The 26,974-nt window shown below is 45.5% G+C and carries 20 protein-coding genes and 1 pseudogene; 19 read left to right on the forward strand and 2 right to left on the reverse strand.

What is annotated here, in order from left to right; genetic code table 11:
- Nucleotides 1-18 precede the first annotated feature (18 nt).
- From ACOXXR_RS03270 to ACOXXR_RS03290, 5 genes and pseudogenes are all read left to right on the forward strand, one after another.
- Nucleotides 19-384 (forward strand): annotated as a pseudogene (locus ACOXXR_RS03270) (type II toxin-antitoxin system RelE/ParE family toxin).
- Entirely contained in the window at nt 374-667 is a 294-nt protein-coding gene (locus tag ACOXXR_RS03275) for a helix-turn-helix domain-containing protein (protein ID WP_021144391.1), read from the forward strand. Before ACOXXR_RS03270 ends, ACOXXR_RS03275 begins: the two are co-directional and overlap by 11 nt.
- Before the next feature lie 21 nt (nt 668-688).
- Entirely contained in the window at nt 689-2,290 is a 1,602-nt protein-coding gene (locus tag ACOXXR_RS03280; protein WP_445278714.1) for a type I restriction-modification system subunit M, read from the forward strand.
- 148 nt (nt 2,291-2,438) lie between these two features.
- Nucleotides 2,439-3,290, forward strand: a complete 852-nt coding sequence (locus tag ACOXXR_RS03285) for a VOC family protein (RefSeq protein WP_445278715.1) — start codon at nt 2,439-2,441, stop codon at nt 3,288-3,290.
- 148 nt (nt 3,291-3,438) lie between these two features.
- The gene (locus tag ACOXXR_RS03290) at nt 3,439-3,978 is read left to right on the forward strand and encodes an NADPH-dependent FMN reductase (protein WP_445278716.1); all 540 of its coding nucleotides are present in this window, start codon (nt 3,439-3,441) and stop codon (nt 3,976-3,978) included.
- 527 nt (nt 3,979-4,505) lie between these two features.
- Here the strand turns inward: ACOXXR_RS03290 and ACOXXR_RS03295 are convergent.
- Nucleotides 4,506-5,201, reverse strand: a complete 696-nt coding sequence (locus ACOXXR_RS03295) for a VIT1/CCC1 transporter family protein (protein ID WP_117744435.1) — start codon at nt 5,199-5,201, stop codon at nt 4,506-4,508.
- 229 nt (nt 5,202-5,430) lie between these two features.
- Here ACOXXR_RS03295 and ACOXXR_RS03300 point away from each other — a divergent pair, with 229 nt between their 5' ends.
- The 12 genes from ACOXXR_RS03300 (at nt 5,431) to trxA (ending at nt 19,917) form a co-directional block, all read left to right on the forward strand.
- The gene (locus tag ACOXXR_RS03300; RefSeq protein WP_195348321.1) at nt 5,431-6,039 is read left to right on the forward strand and encodes a hypothetical protein; all 609 of its coding nucleotides are present in this window, start codon (nt 5,431-5,433) and stop codon (nt 6,037-6,039) included.
- Between the two features lie 336 nt (nt 6,040-6,375).
- Nucleotides 6,376-7,413, forward strand: coding sequence for a M42 family metallopeptidase (locus tag ACOXXR_RS03305; RefSeq protein ID WP_445278717.1), 1,038 nt, complete (start codon nt 6,376-6,378; stop codon nt 7,411-7,413).
- A gap of 493 nt (nt 7,414-7,906) precedes the next feature.
- A complete protein-coding gene (gene trpE, locus ACOXXR_RS03310; RefSeq protein WP_445278718.1) occupies nt 7,907-9,262 on the forward strand; it encodes an anthranilate synthase component I in 1,356 nt (451 codons plus the stop codon).
- The gene (locus ACOXXR_RS03315) at nt 9,259-9,825 is read left to right on the forward strand and encodes an aminodeoxychorismate/anthranilate synthase component II (protein ID WP_342992049.1); all 567 of its coding nucleotides are present in this window, start codon (nt 9,259-9,261) and stop codon (nt 9,823-9,825) included. Before trpE ends, ACOXXR_RS03315 begins: the two co-directional genes overlap by 4 nt.
- Nucleotides 9,826-9,888: 63 nt before the next feature.
- Nucleotides 9,889-10,893: an anthranilate phosphoribosyltransferase gene (gene trpD / locus ACOXXR_RS03320; RefSeq protein WP_342992048.1), complete on the forward strand. Its 1,005-nt coding sequence runs from the start codon at nt 9,889-9,891 to the stop codon at nt 10,891-10,893.
- A complete protein-coding gene (trpC, locus tag ACOXXR_RS03325) occupies nt 10,890-11,657 on the forward strand; it encodes an indole-3-glycerol phosphate synthase TrpC (RefSeq protein WP_445278719.1) in 768 nt (255 codons plus the stop codon). The genes trpD and trpC overlap by 4 nt, the downstream gene beginning before the upstream one ends.
- A complete protein-coding gene (locus ACOXXR_RS03330) occupies nt 11,644-12,225 on the forward strand; it encodes a phosphoribosylanthranilate isomerase (RefSeq protein ID WP_445278720.1) in 582 nt (193 codons plus the stop codon). The genes trpC and ACOXXR_RS03330 overlap by 14 nt, the downstream gene beginning before the upstream one ends.
- Nucleotides 12,222-13,424: a tryptophan synthase subunit beta gene (gene trpB / locus ACOXXR_RS03335; protein WP_445278721.1), complete on the forward strand. Its 1,203-nt coding sequence runs from the start codon at nt 12,222-12,224 to the stop codon at nt 13,422-13,424. The genes ACOXXR_RS03330 and trpB overlap by 4 nt, the downstream gene beginning before the upstream one ends.
- A 2-nt stretch (nt 13,425-13,426) precedes the next feature.
- A complete protein-coding gene (gene trpA / locus ACOXXR_RS03340) occupies nt 13,427-14,212 on the forward strand; it encodes a tryptophan synthase subunit alpha (RefSeq protein WP_445278722.1) in 786 nt (261 codons plus the stop codon).
- A 110-nt stretch (nt 14,213-14,322) separates the two neighbouring features.
- The gene (locus ACOXXR_RS03345) at nt 14,323-16,323 is read left to right on the forward strand and encodes a peptide ABC transporter substrate-binding protein (RefSeq protein WP_270285329.1); all 2,001 of its coding nucleotides are present in this window, start codon (nt 14,323-14,325) and stop codon (nt 16,321-16,323) included.
- Between the two features lie 113 nt (nt 16,324-16,436).
- The gene (locus tag ACOXXR_RS03350) at nt 16,437-19,508 is read left to right on the forward strand and encodes a CocE/NonD family hydrolase (RefSeq protein ID WP_445278723.1); all 3,072 of its coding nucleotides are present in this window, start codon (nt 16,437-16,439) and stop codon (nt 19,506-19,508) included.
- A gap of 94 nt (nt 19,509-19,602) precedes the next feature.
- Nucleotides 19,603-19,917: a thioredoxin gene (gene trxA, locus ACOXXR_RS03355; protein WP_006595996.1), complete on the forward strand. Its 315-nt coding sequence runs from the start codon at nt 19,603-19,605 to the stop codon at nt 19,915-19,917.
- Nucleotides 19,918-20,224: 307 nt separating this feature from the next.
- On the opposite strand, the gene ACOXXR_RS03360 is transcribed toward trxA, so the two are convergent.
- Nucleotides 20,225-21,676: an alpha-amylase gene (locus ACOXXR_RS03360; protein ID WP_445278724.1), complete on the reverse strand. Its 1,452-nt coding sequence runs from the start codon at nt 21,674-21,676 to the stop codon at nt 20,225-20,227.
- Nucleotides 21,677-22,151: 475 nt separating this feature from the next.
- Between ACOXXR_RS03360 and ACOXXR_RS03365 the strand changes: the two genes are divergently transcribed.
- Together ACOXXR_RS03365 and ACOXXR_RS03370 are read left to right on the forward strand one after the other, a co-directional pair.
- The gene (locus tag ACOXXR_RS03365; RefSeq protein ID WP_445278725.1) at nt 22,152-25,244 is read left to right on the forward strand and encodes a CocE/NonD family hydrolase; all 3,093 of its coding nucleotides are present in this window, start codon (nt 22,152-22,154) and stop codon (nt 25,242-25,244) included.
- Between the two features lie 120 nt (nt 25,245-25,364).
- Nucleotides 25,365-26,939 carry a M20/M25/M40 family metallo-hydrolase gene (locus tag ACOXXR_RS03370; protein ID WP_445278865.1) on the forward strand — a complete coding sequence of 525 codons (1,575 nt, stop codon included), beginning with the start codon at nt 25,365-25,367 and terminating at the stop codon, nt 26,937-26,939.
- Nucleotides 26,940-26,974 lie beyond the last annotated feature (35 nt).

Below are 26,974 nucleotides of genomic sequence, written 5' to 3' on the forward strand. Positions count from 1 at the left end.
TCGAAAAGAGGTTGCTTTGTGCACGCTATTTATTTTTATAAGGACAAACAAGGGAATCAACCGGTCTTGGACTACATGAGAGAGCTAGCTCGTCACGATAGCAAGGACAGCCGGGTCAAACTCAACAAGCTCAACGACTATATTGAGCTTTTGAGCCAGCATGGAACTCGTGCTGGTCAACCCTACATCAAGCATCTGGATGCGGAGATTTAGGAGTTGAGACCCTTGCGGGATCGGATTTTATTCGTGGCTTGGCTGGATGGGAGCTTTGTCTTACTGCATCATTTTGTCAAAAAGACGCAAAAAACACCCAGACGAGAGATCGAGAAAGCCAAGCGGGAGTTGCAAGATTTGAAGGAAAGAGGGCTAAGAGATGAAGAATAGTGCCATCGGTAGCAATTGGAAAGATGTGAGGGCAGAGCTCTTCACTAAGGAAGAAATCCTGGAAAGTGATCTGCGGGTCGCGATTATGACAGAGCTGATCGAGGCTCGGCATGAAAAGGGCATTAGCCAAAAGAAACTAGAAGAACTCAGTGGGGTCAGTCAACCAGTCATCGCTCGGATGGAGACAGGAAAGACCAGCCCTCAATTGGACACGGTCTTGAAAGTCTTAGCCAGTCTAGGCAAGACACTCGCTGTCGTCCCACTGGAACAAGAAAAGGTCTAAAAGAAATCAGAAAGAATTACTATGGAAACAACACAAACCTCCCAGTCGCTCTACCAAGCCCTGTGGAACTCAGCGGACGTGCTCCGCTCTAAGATGGATGCCAATGACTATAAGTCTTACCTTTTGGGGATGATCTTTTACAAGTACCTCTCAGATAAGTTGCTCTTCTTCGTGGCGGAGACTATGGAGGAGGAGACAGAAAGTCTGGATGAAGCCTTGGCGCTTTACCGGTCCTACTATGAGGATCCTGACTCTCAAGAGGACTTGATCTCTGTCATCACTGATGAGCTCAACTATGTCATCAAGCCGGACTTGACCTTTACGGCTTTAGTGTATCGGGTCAATGAAGGGACCTTCCAGCTAGAAGATCTAGCTCAGGGATTCCGAGACATCGAGCAAAGTGACGACCTCTATGAAAATCTCTTTGAGGACATTGATCTCTACTCCAAAAAGCTAGGGGCGACACCTCAAAAGCAAAACCAGCTAGTTGCTGCCGTTATGAAAGAATTGGCAGTGCTGGACGTGGCAGGTCATGCGGGTGATATGCTGGGGGATGCTTATGAGTACTTGATTGGTCAGTTTGCGACCGACTCTGGTAAGAAAGCAGGAGAGTTCTATACACCTCAGCCTGTAGCCAAGCTCATGACCCAGATTGCTTTTTTAGGGCGTGAAGACGAGCAGGGCTTCACCATCTACGATGCCACCATGGGATCGGGCTCGCTCTTGCTCAATGCCAAGAAGTTTTCTCACCAGCCTCAAACCGTTCAGTACTTTGGTCAGGAGCTCAATACCTCAACCTATAACCTGGCTCGGATGAACATGATCCTACACGGGGTTCCGGTGGAAAACCAGTTCTTGCACAATGCCGATACCTTGGATGAAGACTGGCCAACCCAAGAGCCTACCAACTTTGATGGAGTTCTCATGAACCCACCATACTCAGCTAAATGGTCTGCAAGCTCTGGCTTCCTCCAAGATCCACGCTTCTCTCCATTTGGTAAGCTGGCACCTCAGTCCAAGGCAGACTTCGCCTTTCTCTTGCATGGTTACTATCACTTGAAACAAGATAAGGGTGTTATGGCCATCGTCCTTCCTCACGGAGTCCTTTTCCGTGGCAATGCTGAAGGAACCATTCGCAAGGCCTTGCTGGAAGAAGGGGCTATTGATACCGTGATCGGACTTCCTGCCAATATCTTCTTCAATACTAGCATCCCAACGACAGTCATCATTCTCAAAAAGAACCGTACCAATCGTGATGTCTACTTTATCGATGCCTCTAAGGAGTTTGATAAGGGGAAAAACCAGAATATCATGACGGATGCTCATATCGAGAAGATCCTGGAAGCCTACAAGTCTCGTGAGGAGATCGATAAGTTTGCCCATCTAGCGAGTTATGAAGAAATCGTCGAAAATGACTACAACCTCAATATCCCTCGCTACGTAGATACCTTTGAGGAAGAAGAAGTAGAGCCATTGACTGATATCGTGGCTAAGATCAACCAAACCAACGCAACGATTGAGACTCAGACAGCCTCCCTCTTAGACATGCTCAGCCAGCTTCATGGAACAACGCCAGAAGCCGATGCCGAACTCAAGAAATTTGTCCAAGAGTTTAAGGGCTAGTTCTTCATCACATTTAATAGACACAACCCTCCTTAGTTTTCTAGGGAGGGTTTTCTGTCGAGTTGTTTTTCTTGCTTCTTTGAAAAAAGAGTGTGTAATAATGTAATATAAAAAGTTACAACAAGACAAAACCGAAAAGGAGACACCGATGACCTACGCTTACAATAGCAAGATTTACTTGGCAGAAACAGCGCTAAATGTGAAAGATTTGGCGCGCCAGACCGCTTTTTACACCCAAATTCTGGGCTTGGAGATGTTGTCTCAGACGGAGGAGGAAGTCCTTCTTGGGGCTGGGGGCAAGGCCTTGGTGCACCTCATCCAAACGGACCGCACGGAGGCTCTTAAGGCTAACTATGGTCTCTATCACATGGCCATTCTCCTACCTAGTCGGGAGGACTTGGCGGATGTCTTCAAACATATGGCTGAGTTGAAGGTTCCCTTTGTCGGGGCAGCGGACCATGGCTACAGTGAGGCTCTCTATATAGAAGATCCAGAGGGCAATGGCATCGAGCTCTATCGGGATAAGCCAGTGGCGGAGTGGGATATCCGTGAGGATGGTCGCATCATCGGGGTGACAGAGGAACTCTCTGCTCAAGAAATCTATGAAATGGGGCGCAAGATGGACCCCTTCCAGATAGCGTCCGATACCCGCATGGGACATATCCACCTCTCCGTAAGGGATAGCAGGGCAGCGTCCATCTTTTACCAAAAGGTGCTGGAATTATCTGATAAGTTCACTCTTCCATCTGCCAGCTGGATTGCCTCTGGAGACTACCACCATCACCTGGCAGTCAATGAGTGGGCTGGCAAGCACTTGGCCAAACGAGAAGCTCGCCTTCCTGGACTCGCCTATTACGTCATCCAAGTGGAAAAGAAAGAGGACCTGGTTGCCATCGCAGAGCGAGCAAAAGAGCAGGAGGCAGCTGTCACCTGGTTGACCTCAAGTGAGCTCGAGTTTATAGACCCGGATGGAATTGTGACCCGTGTCAGAAAGGGTTAGAAAACTTGATAAATTTGTCTTTTTGAGAGAAAAAATAAAAAAATAGTAAGAATTAGTAATATTTAAGATGTAATTCTTGACTTTACATCTGGGTCGTGTAGAATAGTACTTGTAATAAATAATCTTACAACAGAAAGAAGAAACATCTATGAAAAACATTTTATTTATCGTCGGATCTCTTCGTCAAGGATCTTTCAACCACCAAATGGCTCAGAAAGCAGAAAGCCTTCTTGAAGGAAAAGCAACAGTGACGTACTTGGACTACAAGGACATCCCAATGATGAACCAAGATTTGGAAACTCCTACCTTGCCAGCGGTGCAAGGGGCGCGTGATGCAGTCCTTGCTGCGGATGCCATCTGGATCTTCTCACCAGTTTATAACTTTGCCATTCCAGGTGTGGTGAAAAACTTGATCGATTGGCTCAGCCGTGCCCTTGATCTTTCAGAAACTCGTGGCCCATCTGCTCTTCAAGACAAGATCGTAACAGTCTCTTCAGTTGCTAATGCTGGACACGAGCCAATGTTTGCAGCCTACCAAGCTCTCTTACCATTCGTTCGTACCCAAGTAGTGGGAGACTTCACTGGAACAACCGTTAACCCAGAAGCCTGGGCAACAGGCGAATTGGTCTTGACAGACGAAGCAATCGCAGGATTAGAAAAACAAGCCCAAGCTTTATTGGAAGCATAAGAAAAGAGAGTGGGACAGAAATCGGTAATTCGTTAGAATTCGATTTCGTCGTCCCACCTCCGCACAGTTGAGTAGGGCTGTAAAAGCTGATGAAATCAGCGTAGTAGAGCCCACTCAACCACTGCGTCTTGCTCGACAATCCAAAGACAATTGAGAGGCTAGGATTTTTGTCCCAGCCTCTTAGAATGTAGAGAAACTACTTTTTACGTAAACTATCTAGATGATTCTTCAATATAATGACTTCTATTTTTAGTCATTTAAGAAGATCTAAAACTTTCCGCTGTGTGCAAAGTGCTTGAAACGCAATTGTTTCAGGCACTCGGAATTATTGAGAGTAAAACAGTTTGGGGAACTGTTTTAGCCTGAGCCTAGAAAATAAAGAGCGAGGAGGCTCGATAATTAGTCATGGAACTTCCTGGATTGCTGAAATCATCCACTGGATAATTTCACCTAACCTCCGTACTCACCTAAGGAAAGTTTTTTTGAAGATTTTATCTTCAATAGCTGAGACAGAAGTCTCAGCTTTTTTAAATACTAAACAATTGTCCAAAGAGGTAGGTAACGCCCATAGTAAGTAGGCCGATGACCAAGTTACGGATCATGGCTTGCTTGGTTGGGGCTTTTCCTAGCTTGGCGCTGGTGTAGCCAGTAAAGAGAAGGGAAAGGGCTACGATGATCACCGTTGCGGGAATTCGGATTTCTTTTGGAAAGAGAAGAATGGACAGCATGGGAGGAAGAGATCCGAGGACAAAGGCAACAAAGCTAGACATAGCCGCATGCCATGGATTGGTAAACTCTTCAAACTCTAGGCCATACTTTTCTTCCACCAAGGCCTTGAGAGGGTGTTTGAGAAAGGCCCGCTCGGTCATGATTTGAGCAGCTGTTTCGCATTCCCCATTTTGAATATAGGCTGCGTAGAGGGAGTCGCGTGCAGCTTTTGGATCGCGGTCCAAAAGGGCTTGTTCTCGACTCACAGCGGCTTCTTCTGTATCCTTTTGAGTCGATACAGACACGTATTCACCACCTGCCATAGAGAAGGCACCAGCAAGAATTGCAGAAAGGCCAGAAAGAAAGATGATCCAGAGGTTACTGGTCGCACTGGCAACCCCAATGACAACTCCAGCGATTGAGATAATGCCATCATTGGCACCGAGCACTCCAGCCCGTAAGATATTTAAGCGGTCGTTAAAAGAGGCATCAACCCCATGTTTTGTTTCAGTCATACTTGTCTCCTAATTACTTATTTAGAATGATTATAATTAAAAACAGGTAATTTTACAAGTCTTTTGTCTCAAATGATAAAAGTCCGACAATTTAAGAAAAGTCTAATGACCATTTAATCCTGAGTTAACCCTAAGGTAAGAGAGGGAAATATAGATATTATAGTGTTTTGACATTCGAAATAATTTTAGATATAATTTACAAAAGTAAAAATATTTATAGGAGAGAACCATGAAAAAATTAGTCGCAAGTGGAATCACTTTGCTTTCAGTCTTGACCTTGGTCGCATGTTCGGGAAATCAAACTGCAAAACCAGAGGCTTCTTCAGAGAAATCTTCTAGCAAGGTGGAAAAGAAATCTTCTTCCTCTAAGAAAACATCCTCATCTAAGAAGAAATCATTTTCTTCAAAGAAATTTGAGTTGACGGATGATACAAGTAGTTCTTCCAGTCAGTCTTCATCAGGCTCTGGCGCTCAAGTAACAGCTCCAGAAGTTGTTTTGGTGACAGATCAAGAAATTGAAAACGCGAAAACAATCGGTGATATCAAGGGACTTTATGCAAAACTAGCTGAAAATTATAAGAAGCATGCCAATGAATTGGGAGAAAAATTGCCAAAATCTGAACAAGAATCTTACTTCAAGACCTTGGAACCTGGTATCAAAAAGATGGATGAAGAGTTGGCTTCTGTGAATGAAACACTGACTCAATTTGGAGATGATACGACGCTTTTCCCAGAAGAGCACCGTGCAGCCTTTATTGAGGCCTTCAAAGCAACTCGTGATACCATGACAAATGCTTTGGTAACTGCTTATAAGTTTGTTGGGGGTTTGACTAGCTAATCCCCTATCTTCTCTGTGGGAACTTAGTTTCTGCAGTTATAGATTGGATCAAGATCGAAATGAATAAAAGAGTGAGAGGCTGGGACAAAAGTCCTAGCCTCTCAATTGACTTTGGATTGTCGAGCAAGACGCAGTGGTTGAGTGGGCTCTACTACGCTGATTTCATCAGCTTTTACAGCCCTACTCAACTGTGCGGAGGTGGGACGACGAAATCGAATTCTAACGAATTACCGATTTCTGTCCCACTCTCTGACTCTTTTTTGCTGTCTTGCTTTGCTAGTCTTTTAAAGGCAGTCGTGCTATAATCGTACTAGCAGATTATTGAAGGAGAAATTCATGAATCAAACAGTCGAATATCTAAAAGAACTCACAGCCATTGCATCACCGACAGGCTTTACAGAAGAAGTGGCAGCCTATTTGGTGAAAACCTTGACAGAGATGGGCTACAGTCCGATCCGTACAGCCAAGGGAGGGGTAACAGTTGTCCTCAAGGGTGAAAATGACGAACAACACCGCTATATCACAGCCCATGTGGATACGCTTGGAGCGATCGTACGGGCAGTGAAGCCAGATGGCCGTCTCAAACTGGATCGCATCGGGGGCTTTCCTTGGAACATGATCGAAGGGGAAAACTGTACTGTCCATGTAGCCAATACTGGTAAGACCCACTCGGGTACTATCCTTGTCCACCAAACCTCTTGCCATGTTTATAAGGATGCGGGAACCGTGGAGCGGACTCAGGACAATATGGAAGTGCGCTTGGATGAAAAAGTAACCAATGAAAAAGAAACGCGTGACTTGGGGATTGAAGTGGGAGACTTTATCAGTTTTGATGCTCGGACCATTGTCACGGATACAGGCTTTATCAAGTCTCGTCACTTGGATGACAAGGTCAGCGCTGCTATTTTGCTCAACCTCTTGCGCGTCTACAAGGAAGAAGGAGTGACTCTTCCAGTGACGACCCACTTTGCCTTTTCTGTCTTTGAAGAAGTAGGGCATGGCGCTAACTCTAGCATCCCGGTTCAAGCTGTCGAATACTTGGCGGTGGATATGGGGGCGATGGGAGATGACCAGCAGACAGATGAGTACACGGTTTCTATCTGTGTCAAAGATGCTTCTGGGCCTTACCACTATGGTTTCCGCCAGCACTTGGTAGCCTTGGCCAAGGAGCAAAACATCCCTTACAAACTGGACATCTATCCTTTCTATGGCTCTGATGCCTCCGCAGCCATGAGTGCAGGAGCAGAAGTCAAGCATGGTCTTCTCGGAGCAGGGATCGAGTCTAGCCACTCCTATGAGCGGACCCATGTGGATTCTGTGGTAGCGACAGAACGCATGGTCGATGCCTATCTCAAGAGTGACTTGGTGAAATAAGCTCAATTTTTAGGTATCACAAAAATAGCTTTGTATCTGCCTAGTCTAGTTGACTGGGCAGATTTTTTAGGATAAACTGTCAAAAAATTCTTGACAAGCCAAAAAATTGTAGTAAAATATGTAGTAAATCAGAAAGTAACTAGTCTAAGATTTTCAGGGAGCCTGCGGGTATTGTGAGCAGGTAGTCGGAGTTAGTGAACATTGGGCTGATTGTTTAGAGTAGGAGAAGATAACACATATTCTTCTCGGTAGGCACCCCTTATCGTGCAACTCCTTGTTAGAGGAGATAGAGATAATGGTCGCTTTCTACCCTTTTTGACCATTAACTGAGGTGGTACCGTGTTAAATCCGATTTAATGCCCTCACAGAGTTTTACTCTGTGAGGTTTTTTGTATTCTTTTGAAGTTGGTCTAGTTGTTAACTTTGAAGAGTATTGGATGTGATTGAATCAGGACTTGCATGGCTTCGTCCTTAGGAAAAGAAAGGAATTCCTATGAAAAAAATTTTACCAGCTGATACCTTAACCCCCATCCTAGCCTACATGCGTGTCCAAGGAGACCATAAGGTGATCCTTGAGTCTATCCCGCGTGAGAAGGAGAATGCCCGCTTTTCTATCGTGGCTTACAATCCAGTCTTTGAGGTGACCTATCAGGATGGGATCCTATATGAGAATGGCAAGGTGCTGGAGCAAGATCCTTTTGACTACCTCCATCAGGTAACGGTCAAGGGGTTGACATCTGATCTTCCTTTTGCCGGAGGGGCTATCGGTTTTGCAGGCTATGATATGATCGGGGTTTACGAAGAGATTGGACGGATTCCTCAGGATACGATCGGGACACCAGACATGCATTTCTTCATCTACGAGTCCTATGTGATTTTTGACCACAAGAAGGAAAAAGTCTATGTGGTGGAGGACAATATCTACTCTGGTCGGAGCAATGATGCAGTCCGCCAATCACTGGGGAAAGTGGTGACTGATCTACAAACTCAAGCACCAAATGAGTTCACTCCTCAGGCCTTGCAGGCCCTGCACTTCAGTAACCACATCGAAAAAGAAGTCTTTATGGAGATGGTGGCCAAGGCCAAGAAGCTGATCCGAGAAGGCGATATGTTCCAGTGTGTCCTCAGTCAACGCTTCTCAGCAGACTTCGAAGGAGATCCCTTGGATTATTACCGAAATTTACGCGTGACTAACCCATCCAACTATCTTTATTTCTACGACTTTGGCGACTACCAAATCATTGGGGCCAGTCCGGAAAGTCTGGTATCGGTGAAAAAAGGAGAGGTGACGACTAATCCAATCGCTGGAACCCGTCCTCGTGGGACGACGGAGGAAGAGGACCAAGCCTTGGCTCATGAACTCCTTCACGATATCAAGGAAACAGCTGAGCACCGCATGCTGGTGGATCTGGGTCGCAATGATATCGGAAAAATCGCCCAAAATGGGACGGTCGAGGTGACCAAGTATATGGAAGTGGAGTACTTCCGTTATGTCATGCATCTGACTAGTGTGGTCAAGGGGCAACTCCTGCCTCACCTAACAGCCTTGGATGCTTTGAAAGCTACACTACCAGCTGGAACAGTCTCCGGGGCTCCTAAGATACGGGCCATGCGTCGGATCTATGAGTTGGAAGAGGAAAAACGTGGGGTCTATGCGGGTGCGATCGGCTACCTCTCCGCTACAGGGGATATGGATTTTGCCATTGCTATCCGGACCATGATCCTCAAAAATCAGAAGGCCTATGTCCAAGCTGGAGCAGGGATTGTCTACGACAGTGTTCCGGAGAATGAATTTTACGAAACGATTAACAAGGCAAAATCAATGACAAGAATAGGAGATGTTCAATGATTTTATTAGTGGATAATTATGATTCCTTTACCTATAATTTGGCCCAATACCTGGGGACATTTACAGAGGTTGAGGTCTTGCGAAATGATGATGAGCGCTTGTATGAGCAGGCGGAGTTGGCAGATGCCCTTGTCTTCTCTCCAGGTCCAGGCTGGCCGGCAGATGCTGGGAAAATGGAAGCCATGATCAAGGACTTCGCTGGTAAAAAGCCCATGTTAGGGATTTGTCTTGGTCATCAGGCTCTGGCAGAAACATTTGGCGGCAAGTTGCGCTTGGCTAAGAATGTCATGCATGGGAAACAAAGTCAGATCATCTTTGAAACACCTTCACCAATTTTTGAGGATATTGACAATGAAGTCCCCATCATGCGTTACCATTCGATTGTCGTTGATCAACTGCCAGAAGAATTTGAGGTCACGGCCATTACTACAGACGACCAAGAAATCATGGCCATTCAACACAAGAGTCTGCCTATCTACGGGCTTCAATACCATCCTGAGAGTATCGGTAGTCCGGATGGCCTAAAAATGATCGAAAATTTTGTGAAGCTAGTCCTAGACTAGACCGATAGTACTAAGCAGATAGAATACCGAATAAACCTGTAGAAAAGACAAGAGGAACTCCTTATGAAAGAACTATTCTTACAAATCTCTAATCGCCAAGACTTGACCCAAGAGCAAGTCCAAGAAGTCTTTGATCAAATCTTGCAGAACCAACTATCAGAAAGTCAAATCGCTGCCTTTTTGATGGGACTCAAAACTAAGGGAGAAACAGCGGACGAAATTACGGGGATTGTGCGCGCCTTAAAGGATCATGCAACGGTTTTACCCGAGACCTTTTCAGATGCCATGTGTAACTGTGGAACTGGTGGCGATCAATCCTATAGCTTTAACATTTCGACGACAGTTTGCTTCGTTCTGGCTGCTGGGGGGATCCGCATGGCCAAGGCCGGCAATCGCTCTGTTTCTTCCAAGTCAGGCTCTGCGGATGTCCTAGAAGCGCTTGGCATCAACGTAGCTGCTTCGCCAGAAACCCTCTCTAAGGCTTTGGACGAGGTTGGTTTGGCCTTTATCTTTGCTCAGACCATGCATCCGGCTATGCGCTTCATTGGCCCTGCTCGCCAAGCTATGGGGATTCCAACGATCATGAACCTGGTCGGCCCTCTGGCGAATCCGCTGGATCTAGAAACACAACTCATGGGTCTTTATCGTGTCGAATTGCAAGAAATTGTCGCCCATGCTATCCAACAGTTGGGACGCAAACGTGCAGTGGTCATCACAGGTCCTGACAATATGGACGAAGCGGCTCTCTATGGGACCAATACCTACACCCTGCTAGAAGATGGGAACATCAGCCAGCATACCTTTACCTATGAAGATCTGGGGATGGAAAAGGTGGAGCTGTCCGAAATTACAGGTGGTGATGCCAAGGAAAATGCTGCCATTCTCCTCAGTGTCTTGAAGAATGAAGCCAGCCCTTATCTTGAAACGACGGTTCTCAACGCTGGTCTTGGCTTCTTTGCTAATGGAAAAGTCGCCACGATCAAAGAAGGTGTAGAGTTGGCACGTCAATTGATTGCGGATGGTTCTGCCCTTGCTAAATTGCAACACTTACAAGAGGTTCAAGTATGAGTAAAGCCTTTCTACCAACGATCCTAGAACAAAAAGAAAAAGAAGTAGCTCAAATGGTCATGGAAGACCTCCAACCTCTTCGTCAGACCTACCGTCTCTATGATTTTCTCAAGAGTCATCAAGAGCACTTACAGATCATCGCCGAGGTGAAGAAAGCCAGTCCTAGTATGGGGGATATCAATCTGGATGTGGATATTGTCGCCCAAGCTAAGACCTATGAAGAAAATGGGGCAGCCATGATCTCGGTCCTGACTGACAAAGTCTTCTTTAAGGGGGATCTAGACTACCTTCGTGAGATTTCTTCCCAGGTAACGATTCCAACCTTGGCCAAAGATTTTATCATTGATGAGAAACAAATTGTCCGCTCTCGCAATGCGGGAGCTACAGTCATTCTCTTGATTGTCGCAGCCCTACCAGAAGTCCGGCTCAAAGAACTCTATGACTTTGCGACAGGGCTTGGTTTGGAGGTTCTTGTAGAAACCCATAACTTACCTGAGCTCGAAATAGCCCATCGGATCGGGGCTGACATTATCGGGGTCAACAACCGGAACCTCGTCACCTTTGAAACGGATCTGAATACCAGTCTTGAATTGTCTACGCATTTTAAAGACCATCCCGTTTATATATCTGAGTCCGCTATTTTTAATGGAGCAGATGCAAGCCTAGTCGCTCCCTACTTTAATGGGATTTTAGTAGGGACTGCTCTCATGACAGCAGGGGATGTAGCAGAAAAGGTCAAGGAGTTACAAATTGACAAAGGTTAAAATATGTGGCCTGTCTACAGTGGAAGCAGTGGAGACAGCTGTCCTAGCAGGCGCAGACTATATCGGTTTTGTGTTCGCTGCGAGCAAACGGCAAGTCAGTCTGGAGCAAGCCCAGGAATTGGCAAAACGGGTGACTGGCAAGACCAAAATTGTCGGAGTCTTTGTCTCACCGAGTCTAGAAGACTTGGAACAAGCGATTGGTCAGGTTCCCTTAGACATGGTTCAGATTCATGGAACTTTTGATGAAGTTCTGATTCCATTGATTTCAGTTCCCGTCATTCGAGCGATCCAGCTCAGTGATCAGGAAGCCCAAGTAAGCAGCCAGGCAGATTATCTACTCTTTGATGCTCCAGTAGCTGGGAGTGGTCAAACCTTTGATTGGGGCTTGCTGAAAGATCAGAAGATCCAGCAGGACTTCTTTATAGCAGGAGGCTTGACAGTGGACAATGTCCGCCAAGCTAGAGAGACCTTTCAGCCATATGCAGTAGATGTATCCTCGGGGGTCGAAACGGACGGTCGCAAAGATATAGAAAAGATAAAAGCATTTATAGAAGGAGCGAAAGCATGAATTATCAACTACCGGATGAAAAAGGGTTTTATGGAAAATTTGGAGGACAGTTTGTCCCAGAAACCCTGATGACAGCCGTGATTGAACTCGATAAGGCTTATAGAGAAGCCAAAGCAGATCCAAGCTTTCAAGCGGAATTGGATGACTTGCTCAAGAATTATGTAGGTCGGGAGACACCCCTTTACCATGCCAAGAGTCTTTCCAAGCACATCGGTGGAGCTCAAATCTACCTGAAACGGGAAGACCTCAACCACACAGGGGCTCATAAGATTAACAATGCCCTTGGGCAGGTCTTGCTGGCTAAACGGATGGGCAAGAAGAAGATCATCGCAGAGACAGGGGCTGGTCAACACGGGGTAGCGACTGCGACGGCTGCGGCTCTCTTCGAGATGGAGTGTACCATCTACATGGGAGAAGAAGATGTTAAACGCCAAGCCCTCAACGTCTTTCGGATGGAGCTCTTGGGAGCAAAAGTTCATAGTGTAACAGACGGGTCGCGCGTGCTGAAAGATGCGGTCAATGCGGCCCTTCGTGCATGGGTAGCTGGTATTGATGATACCCACTACATCATGGGATCTGCCCTCGGACCAGCTCCCTTTCCAGAGATTGTTCGAGATTTTCAATCTGTTATTGGTAAGGAAGCAAAACGTCAGTTTGCAGAGGTCTCAGGTGGAAAACTTCCTGACGCGGTCCTAGCTTGTATCGGTGGGGGTTCCAATGCCATTGGCATGTTTTATCCCTTCGTAGAAGATGAATCTGTAGCTATGTACGGAGCAGAGGCGTCTGGTCTTGGTTTGGATACGGACAAACACGCAGCTACCTTTGCCAAAGGTCGTCCAGGAATCCTTCACGGAGCCTTGATGGAAGTGCTTCAAGATGCCCATGGACAGATCATGGAAGCTTTCTCCATCTCTGCTGGTTTGGATTATCCTGGTGTGGGTCCAGAGCATTGCTATTTCAATGAAATTGGCCGGGCAACCTATGATGCGATCACGGATGAGGAAGCCCTAGAAGGATTTCAGTTGCTTTCTCGTTTGGAAGGGATTATCCCAGCCTTGGAGTCCAGTCATGCTATCGCTCTAGCGCAAAAAGTCGCAGCGGAAATGAGTCCGGACCAAACGCTGATCATCTGCCTATCTGGTCGTGGAGACAAGGATGTCATGCAGGTAAAAGAACGGTTTGAAGCAGAAGGGAAGTAGAAATGACGAAAACACTAACAGAGTATTTACAAGCCATCAAAGACAGTAAGCATGGGATCTTCGTGCCTTACATTATGGCGGGGGATCACGAGCAAGGACTGGATGGCCTATTTGATACCATCCAGCTCTTGGAAGAAAGTGGAGCATCGGCTATTGAAGTGGGTATTCCTTGGTCTGATCCTGTAGCAGATGGGCCGGTCATCGAAATGGCTGGGCAACGCAGTTTAGCTAAGGGCGTGACCTTAACAGCTATTGTGAAAAAACTCCAAGAACAAGAGGCCAAGATTCCTCTCGTCATCATGACCTATATCAATCCGGTCTACCAATATGGGATAGAAGCCTTTATAAAAGAATTAGCTTCTACCTCAGTCAAAGGTTTGATCATTCCGGACCTGCCAAATGAGCATGCGGATATGATAGCCCCTTACTTGAAAGAGAGTGACGTTGCCCTCGTTCCCTTGGTCAGCTTGACCACTGGTATCGAACGCCAGAAGACTTTGATCCAAGAAGCAGAAGGCTTTATCTATGCGGTAGCCATTAATGGGGTAACTGGGAAAATGGGCAACTACCGGGATGACTTGGATCAGCACTTGGCGACCTTGAGAGACTTGGCCACTATTCCAGTACTGACAGGTTTTGGGGTCTCTACCAAAGAAGATGTCCAACGCTTTAATCAGGTATCAGATGGTGTCATCGTCGGATCGAAAATTGTTCGGGACCTTCATGAGGGCAAAACCAGCCAAGTCAAGGACTTTGTAGACTATGGTTCCCACTTTAATAAATGCTAAGGATAAGAAAAATTACAAAATTTAATAAATTTTCAGAAAATTACTTCTCTTCTGAAAATCTTTGTGGTATAATCTTAAGACAACCTTAAAAAATTTATTAGGAGAAAACAATGAAAAAAAGAAATATCATTGCTCTTGCAGGAGTAGCTCTTCTTTCAGCAGGTATTCTTGCAGCATGTTCTGGTGGTTCTAAATCATCTAGCTCAAGCTCAAAATCAAGTGAAGCAGGTCAAAAATTCTCTTATGTCTATGAGACAGAACCTGAAAACTTGAACTACATCACATCTGGTAAAGCTGCAACCCACGAAATCACAGGAAACTTGATTGATGGATTGTTTGAAAACGACAAGTATGGAAATTTGATTCCTTCACTTGCTAAAGATTGGACAGTTTCAGAAGATGGCTTGACTTATACTTACAAACTTCGTGATGATGCTAAATGGTATGATTCAGAAGGGGAAGAGTATGCGGACGTGACAGCTGATGACTTCGTTGCAGGTATCAAATATGCTGCTGACCACAAGTCTGAAATGCTCTACATCATTCAAAATTCCATCAAGGGCTTGAATGATTATGTTGAAGGAAAGACCTCTGATTTCTCAAATGTTGGCATTAAAGCAGTCGATGATCATACCCTTCAAATCACTTTGAACCAAGCAGAGCCTTTCTGGAATTCTAAGTTGACTCTTGGAATTACATTCCCTATCAACGAGAAATTCGTAGAATCTAAAGGGGATAAATTTGCCCAAGCAAGTGACACTAGCTCTCTTCTTTACAATGGTCCTTACATCTTGAAGAGCTTCACTTCTAAATCATCTATCGAGATGAGCAAGAATGAAAACTACTGGGATAAAGACAATGTTCACATCACAGATGTTAAGCTAGAATACTATGATGGTCAAGACCAAAGTAAATTGGCCAACTCATTTGAGGATAACGCTCTTAGCCTTGCTAAATTGTTCCCAACTGGACCTGGATTTACTGACCAAGCTAAGAAGTTTAAAGATGAAATCATCTACACTCCTCAAGATGCCAGCACCTTCGTTATCGGTGTCAACATCGATCGTCAGTCATACAAGTACACATCAAAAACAACAGATGAAGAAAAATCATCTACTAAGAAAGCTCTCTTGAACAAGGACTTCCGTCAAGCGATCAGCTTTGCCTTTGACCGTGAAGCCTATGCTGCCCAAGCAAATGGTAAAGATGGAGCAAGCAAACTGATCCGTAACTTGTACATCCCACCTACATTCGTTCAAGCAGATGGCAAGTCCTTCGGTGAGATGGTTAAATCTGAGTTGGTGACTTATGGAGACGAGTGGAAAGATGCAAATCTTGACGATGGTCAAAATGGTCTTTACAACGCAAAACAAGCCAAAGAAGAGTTTGCGAAAGCTAAATCTGCACTTGAAGCAGATGGTGTGAAATTCCCAATCCACTTGGATATGCCAGTAGACCAAACGACTCAATCTAAGGTTCAACGTGCTCAATCCTTCAAACAATCGGTTGAAAGTACGCTTGGAAAAGAAAACGTCGTTGTCGACATCCATATGGTATCCAAAGAAGACCTCTTGAACGTAACGCTCTTTGCTGCAAAAGCAGAAGACGAAGACTGGGATATCTCAGATAACGTTGGATGGAGCCCTGACTATCAAGACCCATCAACTTACCTTGATATCTTGAAAGCATCTTCTGGTGAAAACACTCGTACCTTCCTTGGATTTGACCCAAGCGAAAACAATGAGGCAGCTAAGAAAGTTGGTTTGTACGACTTTGAGAAGATGGTAACAGAAGCAGGAGCTGAAACACAAGACCTTAACAAACGTTATGAGAAATATGCTGCAGCTCAAGCTTGGTTGACAGATAGTGCATTAGTCATCCCAACAACATCTAAGACTGGTCGTCCATTCTTGACTCGTGTTGTACCATTCTCAGCACCATTTGGCTGGACCGGTGGTAAAGGAAAAGACAACGTTGTCTATAAAGGTATGGAACTTCAAGACAAGGCTGTTACTACTGAAGACTACAACAAAGCTCTCGAAAAATGGAAGAAAGAGCAAGCAGAGTCTAACCAAAAAGCTCAAGAAGAATTAAAAAACCATGTGAAATAAGCATGAATTAATCGAGGCAGTTCGCCTCGATTTTTTTGTTAAAAAGAATTTGATATAAAAGCGCTTACATAGTATAATAGCTGTATTGATTACAAAATAGCGAGGTCTCTTTTATGAAAAAGAAAACAATGGTGTCGATGGTGGCTTCTAGCCTCCTGCTAGCTCCCTTTATCTTAAATCAAGTGGTGGCAGCAGATGAGAATCTACCAGAGCTTTCTCCAACGAAAGAAGTCGTGACTCAGGTGGCTCCTGAGCCTGTAACTTCTGAAGGAGCAGCTTCCCAATCTCAAGCGGATCAGACTGCATCAGTCCCAAGTGTGGATCAAAAGAAGGAAGACGTGACTTCTGAACCAACAATAGCGAGTCCAATAGATCCGGCAGAGACGGAGAAGGTCGATAAGCCAGTTGGTCAAGACAAGGATCTTACGACTGTGGAGAAAACTAATATCCCACAGGCGCCTCAGGGAACAGGTGCACAAGCTAGCCCAGCTACTTCGGCAGGCACATCTTCTCCGGCAACTGGACAAGCCTTAACTTCTTATACAGGCAGCTTGGTAAATAGTGACCTTAAGGACAAGGAATTAACCGTTCAAAATGCTGTTGATGAATTGCTTCAGTGGGCTGCGAAGGATCCCAAACAGGCTGGTCAATCGACCGCAGATCGGGAACGATTTGCTAAAAGTCTGGGAATGATTAGTAGCCAGGAGGACTTGAATCGTAAGGTCAGTCAGGAAGAGCTGACTAATATGTACAGCATTGCCAAGAAGCTCTATGATGCCTATCGCTCTGAAAAGAAAGCTCCTCTCTTTTTAAACGGGCGAGCTCAGCCGATCTTCCCTTATACTACAGGGGAAAAAGCAGATGAAGACTATCACTATGAGGATAGCGAAATTGTTCGCTTCCCAGTCTATGTAGAGACCGATTACGATACAGATGGGGATGGCAAGCCAGACTTAGTCAAGGCCATTGTCCAGTTGCCTAAGGCGGTGGCCAGGGGAGACTTTAAGGCGGCGACCATTCTCGAAGCGCGTCCATATGTAGCAGGAACCTTGGATGAGAACAATGTGACCCTTGAAAGCTTGGGCTTACCGACAGATGGCTCTTACGATATGAAGAAATTGCGGGAGCAACCAGCTAAACGCCAGGCAGTCGGAAGCTCTTCGACAGTCGAAGCAGCCAAGAAAGCCAAGGCTTCGGATTGGTATTACTACAGTCCCTACGAGTATATCTATGACTACGAAAACTTGAACTGGTATGACTATTTCTTGGTCAGAGGTTATGCCTTTATCTCCAGTGCTGGTCTAGGAACCAAGGGATCAGAAGGGTTCAATACGACAGGGTCTGATCTGGAAATCAATGCCTTCAAGAATATTATCGAGTGGGTCAATGGCAAGCGCAAAGCCTACACAGATAAGACTAGCAATGTCGAAATCAAGGCAGATTGGGCTACAGGAAATGTCGCCATGACTGGTCTATCCTGGGCTGGAACTACGACCTTTGGTGTCGCAGCGACAGGAGTCGAAGGTTTGAAGACCATCGTACCAGCTGCTGGGATTGCTTCTTGGTATGACTATTTTAACAGTCAAGGAACAGCCTATGGGAACCCACCATACAGTGACCTTTCTTGGTTGTCCCTCTACGTAGGGACTCGGATCTTGGATGAAGCTGACTGGGCTGGTATTTGGCAAAATTATGCCAACTACATCAACCAGCTCAATAAGGATCAAAATGCACATGAACGCAATTACAGCGATGTCTGGAAGGAACGGGATTATACCCTCAATCCTGAAAAATTAAAGACCAGTGCCCTTCTGGTTCATGGTTTAAATGATGACAATGTCAAAACCAAGCATTTTGAACTCATGTACGATGCCCTTAAGAAAGCAGGGCAGGATGTCAAACTCTATCTCCACCAAGGAGACCACGTCTATCCAGCAGCTATGTCCCGTGGTTATGGTATTCAGGCTAATGGACAAGATTTCTATGACCTGCTCAATACCTGGTTGACCCATTACCTATATGGAGTGGAGAATCAGGTCGAAAATCTACCAGCTGTCTTGGCGCAAAATAACTATGACCCAAGCAAGTGGACCACGTATGATAATTGGAAGACCACGCAGCGCCTCTTCCTCAATGCGCAGTCGAAACGCTTGGAAGAAACGATTTCGAGCGATTATGCTGGAGCTGGTGTCGAAGTTGCCAAGCGTGATGAAACCGTGAGCCAAGGTTCTTCAAAAGCCAACATGACCTTCGTATCGGAAGTGACAGAAGACACCACTATCAAAGGACATATCCCTGTACACTTCAAGGCAGCCCTTGCTAAGGGGAAAGGAAAGAACTTCCAAATCAATGCTCTTTTAGTCGACGTATCGGATGAAGAATTTGATGTGGTCGGCAACGGTGGGGTTAAGGCGGATAAAAAAGCAGATGGCTTCTGGATGGGTAGCAATTTAAGCAACCTTTCTGTGGCTGAATTCGAAACCATCAAGACCAAGTATAAGGTCATCGCAAAAGGTTGGATCAACCTGGCCAACCCTGAGTCTGGCTATGATTCAGCGAGCTCAAGAAATAGCATCGAGCCAAAAATTGGAGAATTCCACGACTATACGGTCCATCTCCAACCAAACCTTTATACGGTTAAAAAAGGACACAAGCTAGCCCTAGTCTTCAATACTTATGATCCATCAGACTTAACCGTTGAGAATCCTTATGAAGTGACATTCAAGACAGATTCGATCCGTGCGACTATTCCGATCGTAGAAGGGACTCGTTCCCAGGTAGCCTCTTATCTTCCGAACGCGGCTGATACAGCATATGCTGCCCTTCCTGAGATTCAAGGAGCAAAATTAGTAGAACCAGCCATTCATTCTATCGAAGAATACCATCTGCCAGTCCTTCCAGAGCCTGAAAGATATGGAAAACCAGAAATTCCTGCTAGTCCAAGTCTTCTTCCTCTCGTCAAATCAGCTGAGAAAGAAACGGCAAAACCAGAGTCTCTATCTGTTGCTTATGGACAAAGATTTGTCTCTGAGACGGTTAAAGAAGCAACTCCAGCACAAGAAAAAGCAGGTCAGCTTCCTCAAACAGGTAGCGCAGAGGAATGGATGGGATTCTATGGTTTAGGTACCCTCTTCTTGTCTAGCCTTCTTTTCTGGAAGAAAAAGAAAGAGGAGAACCAAGGCTGAGGAACGTAGCAAATATTTCTAAAAACTTCAATTTTGGTGTAGAATAGAACTATCAATGAGAGATTAGTGACAATCACTGATCAAAGGAGGAACTATGGTACACGTACTAACAGATGCAACATTTGAACAAGAAACTAGCCAAGGTTTGGTCTTGGTCGACTTCTGGGCAACTTGGTGTGGTCCTTGCCGGATGCAGGCACCAATCTTAGAACAGCTGGCAGAAGAAATCCATGAAGATGACTTGAAAATCTTTAAGATGGATGTGGATGAAAATCCAAACACTGCTCGCAACTTCGGCATCATGTCCATCCCGACTCTCTTATTCAAGAAAGATGGTCAAGTGGTGAAACAAGTTGCTGGTGTTCATACCAAAGAACAACTCAAAGCGATTGTTGCAGAATTAAGCTAACAAAAAAGAAGCCCTTGCTTCTTAGATGATTAAACTCGTTCATTTCCAACTTAGGAAGTGAGCGAGTTTTTTCTTTCATGAAGTTGTTAACAGAATCAGATAAAGAATTGACAGCGCTTTCCTAAGGTGTTAGAATGAACCTGTGGTTTGCTATAAAATAGAAGAAAGAGAGTGGGACAGAAATCGGTCATTCGTTAGAATTCGATTTCGTCGTCCCACTCAACCACTGCGTCTGGCTCGACAATCCAAAGACAATTGAAAGGCTAGAACTTTTGTCCCAGCCTCTTCAGTCGATCTTATTTTCTAGTTAGTCTGCTAAAACCCATACGCTGACGGAGCGGTCTGAGACTGGGAAATCAGCCCAACCGTCTTCTTCAATTTGGATGGTATCTTGGTAATTTCCTAAAGCGTCGTAGTAAGTCCGTCCTGCATAGACTTGGCCGATTTCCATCCGTTTTGCGGATGGACCAGCATTTGAAATAACGCAGGCGATAGGAGCAGTCTCTTCAGTTCCATACCGCGTCCAACCAATACAGTTAGGATCGTCAAAGTAGTCTCTTTGTTCACCGTAGGCTAAGTCTTTGCGGATACGAAGGAGTTGATCAAGCTCCGCTTGGAAATCTTGCTGGGCAAACTCACCTGAAATCCCGTAGTAGTCTCCATAAAAGACACATGGAAGTCCGGCCTCGCGGAGGAGAATGAGGGCGTAAGCAGCAGGCTTGAACCATTCACCAACTGTGGACTCAAGGGCTTGTCCTCTTTGGGTATCGTGATTATCGACAAAGGTTACCGCACTTTCTGGATGATTACTTGCAAGTGTACCATTGAAAATAGTCGTTAAATCAAAGTTTTCCCCTTCTTGGCTAGCTCTAAAGAGATTTTGGTGGAGGGCAACGTCCACTAAGTCAAACTTGTAGTCAATGCTGGCTAGGTAGTCATTGTTGCTTTGTTCATCCCCATTCCAAAACTCACCAAATACATAGAAATCTTCTCCATATTTGTCCGTAATTTGTTGGATGAAGTTCTTCATGAAGAAGGAGTCGATGTGTTTAACAGCGTCTAGACGAAAGCCTTGAACCCCAGTTGTTTCAATAAACCATTCTGCCCATTGATTGAGGTTTTCGATCACTTCGGGGTGTTTAAAGTCGATATCGGCGTACATGAGGTAATCGTAGTTTCCGTTCTCACTATCAACGAGGTAGTCTTGTGCCCAACCTTTGTTTTCCCCTTGAATCTGGTAAATCCCACTCTTATTGCGGGAAGCATCGTAATCGGTACCAGTAAAGTGGTACCAATGCCAGTGGAAGTCATTGTAGGCCCCATTTCGACCATCAAAGGTAAATTTTGTCCAACCCTTGATCGTAAAAGGCTCTGTCAAGACGATGGTCCGATCGTTAGGGTCCACTTCGACCACTTCAAATGTTTCTAAACCGTCGGCAGCTGCTTTATGGTTGAGAACGACATCGGCCATGGGTTGGATTCCAGCTTCTTTTAAGGCTTGGATGGCTTGCAAGTAGTCCTCTTTGAAACCATATTTGGTCCGAACAGTCCCTTTTTGGTCGAATTCTCCAAGGTCAAAGAGGTCATAGACGCCGTAGCCGACATCATCGGCAGAAGTGGCTTTAAAAGCAGGAGGCATCCATATTTTACGAATACCCAAGTCTGCTAGGTGAGGAGCATCTGTAGCTAAGCGGGACCAGTGTTGACCATCCGAAGGCAAGTACCATTCAAAATATTGCATTAAGGTTTGATTTTCCATTTGTTTCTCATCTTTCGTGAATTAATGCTTTATTTTACCAAAAATGAAAGGATAGGGCAAAGGTTTGCACTCTCGAAAACGCTGTCTTTATTGGATTAAGGATAAATGGGCTGGAAACGAGCTCTCGCATGAGAAAAATGGGGAATTTGCCCTCATGAATAGGAACTATTTTTTTCGGTTTTGTTCAAGTTGGCTCAATCTGTCTAAAAAGAGACTATAAGCCGAAGAAGTGTCTCCATCATTTGATTGACAGGAAGGAATGTCTGTAGGATCTTCCCTGCTGTCAGTTAAGTTGTTATCCTGTTTGAAAGCTAGCTGACTACCAGATAAGAGGAAAACTAGCTTGCTGACAGGAGGAGATGCTGTTGTTGAAAGGAGGGTTCGTTTTTACTGCATCTATTAAAGAATGATTTTGTCTATTTTTTGTCGTTTCGGTTAAAACGGTCAAAACGACACGTTTCAAAGGAGTTTGTATATGAAAAAATCAACCATTGTTTCGATTGTGTTTGCAAGTTTATTAATAAGTCCAGTTATTTTGGCGCGTCATGTCCAGGCGGAGGAAGTGGCTACGAATGGTGTAGAACCAGCCTTGACTACCCAGGTGGGACAGGAAAGTACAGCTGAAGCCTCCCCTGTTTCAGATGCAGTTCCAGCAAGTGGGGAGCTGTCTCCTAAAAAGGAACTTACAAATCAACCTAACTTGGACCAAGCGACTGCTGAAACAGGTCCTACAACAATTCAGCCGACAACGGGAAATGAATCCTCTCCGACCAAGGAGACTGCTGTAGCAGAAAAAGCTCCAGTCCAGCCTACTAGTGATGCTCCTCAATCAGCAGAAGTGTCTGTTGCAGAGAAGAATCCATTGCCTGTTTCTAATGCTCCTAAAGTGACTCTAGGAGAACTTTCAGAAGTGACAGGTCAACCAGTAGCAGAGGCAGATGTGAAGAAGGAAGCTACAGTGATAGACGCTGTCAACCAGCTCTTGAACTGGGCCTCGACCAAGGAGAATCAAGTCGGATCTACTGATAAAGACCGATTGGCTTTTGCTAAGAGTCTGGGGATGGTCAAGGAGGGAGTGGAGGGTTCTGCCCCAGTTACTAATCTCACTTCGATGGTTGATGTAGCCAAACAGCTCCGTGCCGCTTACCGCGCAGACAGAAAGACCCCTCTCTTTTTGAATGGACGAGCACAGCCTATCTTCCCATTTTCACCTGGGGATGATATTGAGCATTATTCCTATGACAAGAGTGACATCGTCCGCTATATTGTCTATGTTGAAACTGATTATGATACCGATGGGGACGGTAAACCTGATTTAGTCAAGACCTTTGTACAGGTGCCAAAAGCTGCTGTCAATGGGGACTATAAGGCTGCCAGTATCTTTGAAGCTAGCCCTTATGTAACAGGCACGACCGAAGAGCGGACTTTAGAAGGGATTGGCCTGAAAGAAGGTGGAAACTTCGAGATGGCCAAGCTCTATAAAAAACCTGTCAAACGCCAAGCCAGCAAAACCGTAACGACAGAAGAAGTAGCCAAAGCGACCGATCCAAAAGAATGGTACTATGTCAATCCTCGTGAAAGCTCGGATGACTATACACACTATGACTATGAAAATCTCAACTGGTACAATTACTATTTGGTTCGTGGCTATGCAGTGGTGACCAGTAGTGGTTTGGGATCAAAAGGATCAGACGGAATCAATACGACCGGCTCAGACCTTGAAGTGGCAGCTTACAAGAATATCGTGGAGTGGCTTAACGGCAAACGAAAAGCCTACTCTGATAAGACTAGCAACCACGAAGTCAAGGCAGACTGGTCCAACGGCAATGTCGCCATGACAGGCTTGTCTTGGGCAGGTACGACGACATTTGGTGTAGCGTCTACTGGGGTGGAAGGACTCAAGACCATTGTGCCAGCAGCAGGGATTGCCAGTTGGTATGACCATTTCAACAGCCAAGGATCTCCCCTTGATACAGGAGCTTCCAATGACCTCTCTTGGTTATCAGTCTATACCTCAGGCCGTATTCTTGATAAGGAGGATTGGGACAAGGTTAAGGACTACTATGCTGCCTATATTACCAAGCTTAATGAGCTCCAACACAAGGATGGTCATAATTACAACGAAGAGTATGTCAAACGTGACTACACCTTAAATGCAAGCAACTTAAAGGCGGCCCCTCTCATTATCCAAGGGCTCAATGACGACAATGTCAAGCCTAAACATTTCGAACTTATGCTGGAAGCCTATAAGAAGGCAGGAATCGATCCCAAGGTCTTGCTCCACCAGGGCAATCACATCTATCCATCCACGCGTTGGTCAGGGACAGAAGTGGCAGGACAAGCTTTTAATGACCTGATGAATCTCTGGTATAGCCATTACCTCTACGGTATCGAAAATGGCATTGAAAATCTCCCACAAGTAACGGCTCAGGACAATTTGGATCCTAGCAAGTGGCACCGTTTTGACAAATGGGATACGGATCAAGCTATCTCAGGTCGGATCTACTCCAAGCGTGAAGAGGTAACGGTAACGGGGGATTATTATGGCACGGGAAACAACTGGACAACACGCAACCAGGATGCAGCCTTCCATTCTTCCGAAGTGGCAGCTTCCTATGCAGCCACCGTCGACCAAGATACGACCATTAAAGGTCATATTCCGGTGCATTTTAGCGCAGCTTTTGTCAAGGGAGACAAGAACCATGCCCATGTCAGTGCGACCCTGATGGATGTTTCCGATGAGGAATTTGATGTCGTTAAGGAAGAAATCACCTATGATAAAGATGGCTACAGCACGCGCACACTGGAAAAAGAAACCATCGATGAGACAGGCTACTGGAATGGTAGCAACCTTGAAACCTTGCCTCTCAAACGTTACAAGACCCACAAGGTTAAGAGTGTGGTAATTGCGCGTGGGTGGATGAATCTGGCCAATCCAGCTTCTCGCTATGACTCTGCTAGCTCTAGTAAGTCCATCGATGTGAAAGAAAATGAATTCCATGATTACACCATGTACTTGCAGCCAAACTTGTATACAGTGAAAAAAGGTCATCGTCTGGTTTTGAGTCTACACACCTATGATCCGGATTATATCTATTTTGCGGATCCATATGAAGTGACCTTCAAAACAGACTCTATTTCAACAACCATCCCAACTGTCGAAGCTAGTCGGTCGCTCTTATTCCGCTACCAACCAAGTGAAAAGGATACCGAATATGCAAGCTTGGCAGATCGTATTCTCCCAATCGCTAAGAAGAAGCCTACTGTAGTGGAAGAAGCCGGTAAGGTCTCTGTTACTGATCAAGCTAGTCATCTGGAACAACAACCACCAGTCGGACGAGACCAAATGGACTTCCGTAAAGAACAGAAAGAAGAATTGGCTCAATTAGCACACGTCAGCGAAAGCAAAAGCCAAGGAGAGGAAAGTGTCGCTCGCTTGCCTGAAAAAGAGGAAGCTCACTTGCCTGAAACTGGAGAAACCGTAAATATCTGGACAGTTTATGGCTTGCTAACCGTCCTTGCGACTAGCTTGTGGAAAGTTGTTTACCGTCGCAAAGAAGATCAATAATACCAGACTGATCGCCCAAGGGTGATAGCATACCAAAGGATCCAGTCCATCAGAAGGAGGCTTTCATTGAGATCCATAGAACATTTCCAAGAACAAATTGCCACCATTTTTCAAGAGGCAATGTCCATACCGAGCTTTACTAATACCGAGACAGAAAGGGAGATAGAAGACTATCTAGACCAACGAATTGGGTCTATTCCATATTTCAAGAGTCACCCCCAGCACTTTGGTCGCTACCCTCTTGCCAATGACCATCTTCATCGCAGTGTCAATTGGGCCTTGGTCGATAAGGGCAAGAAAAAGACAGTGATCCTTTTTCACCACCACGATACGGTAGATCTAGAAGATTACGGTCCCCTAGCCCCTATAGCTTTGGATTCCGAGGCACTGGTTCAAGCCTTGAAGGGCATTGATTTTCGATCAGAAATGCAGGAGGACCTAGATTCTGGCCAATGGCAATTTGGACGAGGTTCTTGTGACATGAAGGCGGCCTTAGCGCTCCAACTGGGAGTCTTAGAAGCCTACGCCTCCGATCCAGAAGGGGGTCAGGTCAACCTCCTCTACCTTTCTGTGGGAGATGAGGAGTCCTATTCACGCGGGATGCGAGGAGCATTAAGTTTGCTCTGTCAGTTAAAAGATGAGTTTGACTTGGACTATGTCTTAGCGGTCGATTCAGAGCCCTTTGAAGCCACTAGTGACAAGGAGAAGGTTCTGCACATCGGGACGGTCGGCAAGCTCATGCCAGTCGTCGTGGCCCAAGGGGTCTTATCCCATATGAAGGAGCCACTTAAAGGAATCAACGCCCTCTCTCTTCTGATAGCAGTCGCATCGAAATTGGACCTCCATCCAGACCTATCCGACCAAGCTCTGGGAGAGCAGTCTCCTCTCCCTTCTTGGTCTTATCTGCGAGATTTGAAGGACCAGTATGATGTATCGACGGTCCTCTACGCTTCTGGCTATTTCAGTGTGCTACATCTGAAAAAGACCCCTCAAGAATTGTTGCAACGCATCAAGGAGTTGAGCCAGGAAGCGGTTGATGAGTTTTATGTCAAATACCTGTCCCTCCAGGACCAAGCAGGACAAGAACATGTGATAGCTCAGCCATGGGTGATCAGCTATCAAGAATTGCTAGATCGTTGCCAAAAAAAGGATGGCTTTTCAAGCTTCCAAGACCAGTGTGAGCAAAGAGCTTACCAAGCTTTCTTATCTGGAGTCAGCTATCAGGCCATTGCCATCCAGCAGATCCAAGCTTACTTAGACTTCCTAGCAGAGAAAACGCCATTGGTCGTCATTGGCTTTGCACCACCCTATTACCCATCCATGAACTGTCGCTCTTTACTAAACACCAGTCTCAAAATTGGCACCCTGGTGGATGATTACCGCCATTATTTAGGAAGACGCGCCCTGACCCTGAAGGTGGAGGAATACTTCATGGGCATTTGTGACACCAGTTATTGTGCCCTGGAGAGAGACCTAGCAAGCTATCAGGTTGTCTTGGATAGTTTGGCGATCCCTTCTCAAGTCTACGAGTTGGATCTGGAAAAAATTGCCCAGATTCAAGTGCCAGCAGTCAATTTGGGGCCTTGGGGCAAGGAGCTCCATCAAAGAGGGGAGCGGGTCTTTAGGGAGGATCTCCTGGAGACCATCCCTAACTATCTATTTGGCCTTCTCTACCGTTTTGAAGAATTGCTTTAATACTTAAGTTTTCCATTGACAAATGAGGAAAAGAG

This window comes from Streptococcus sp. KHUD_013 (assembly GCF_052588545.1).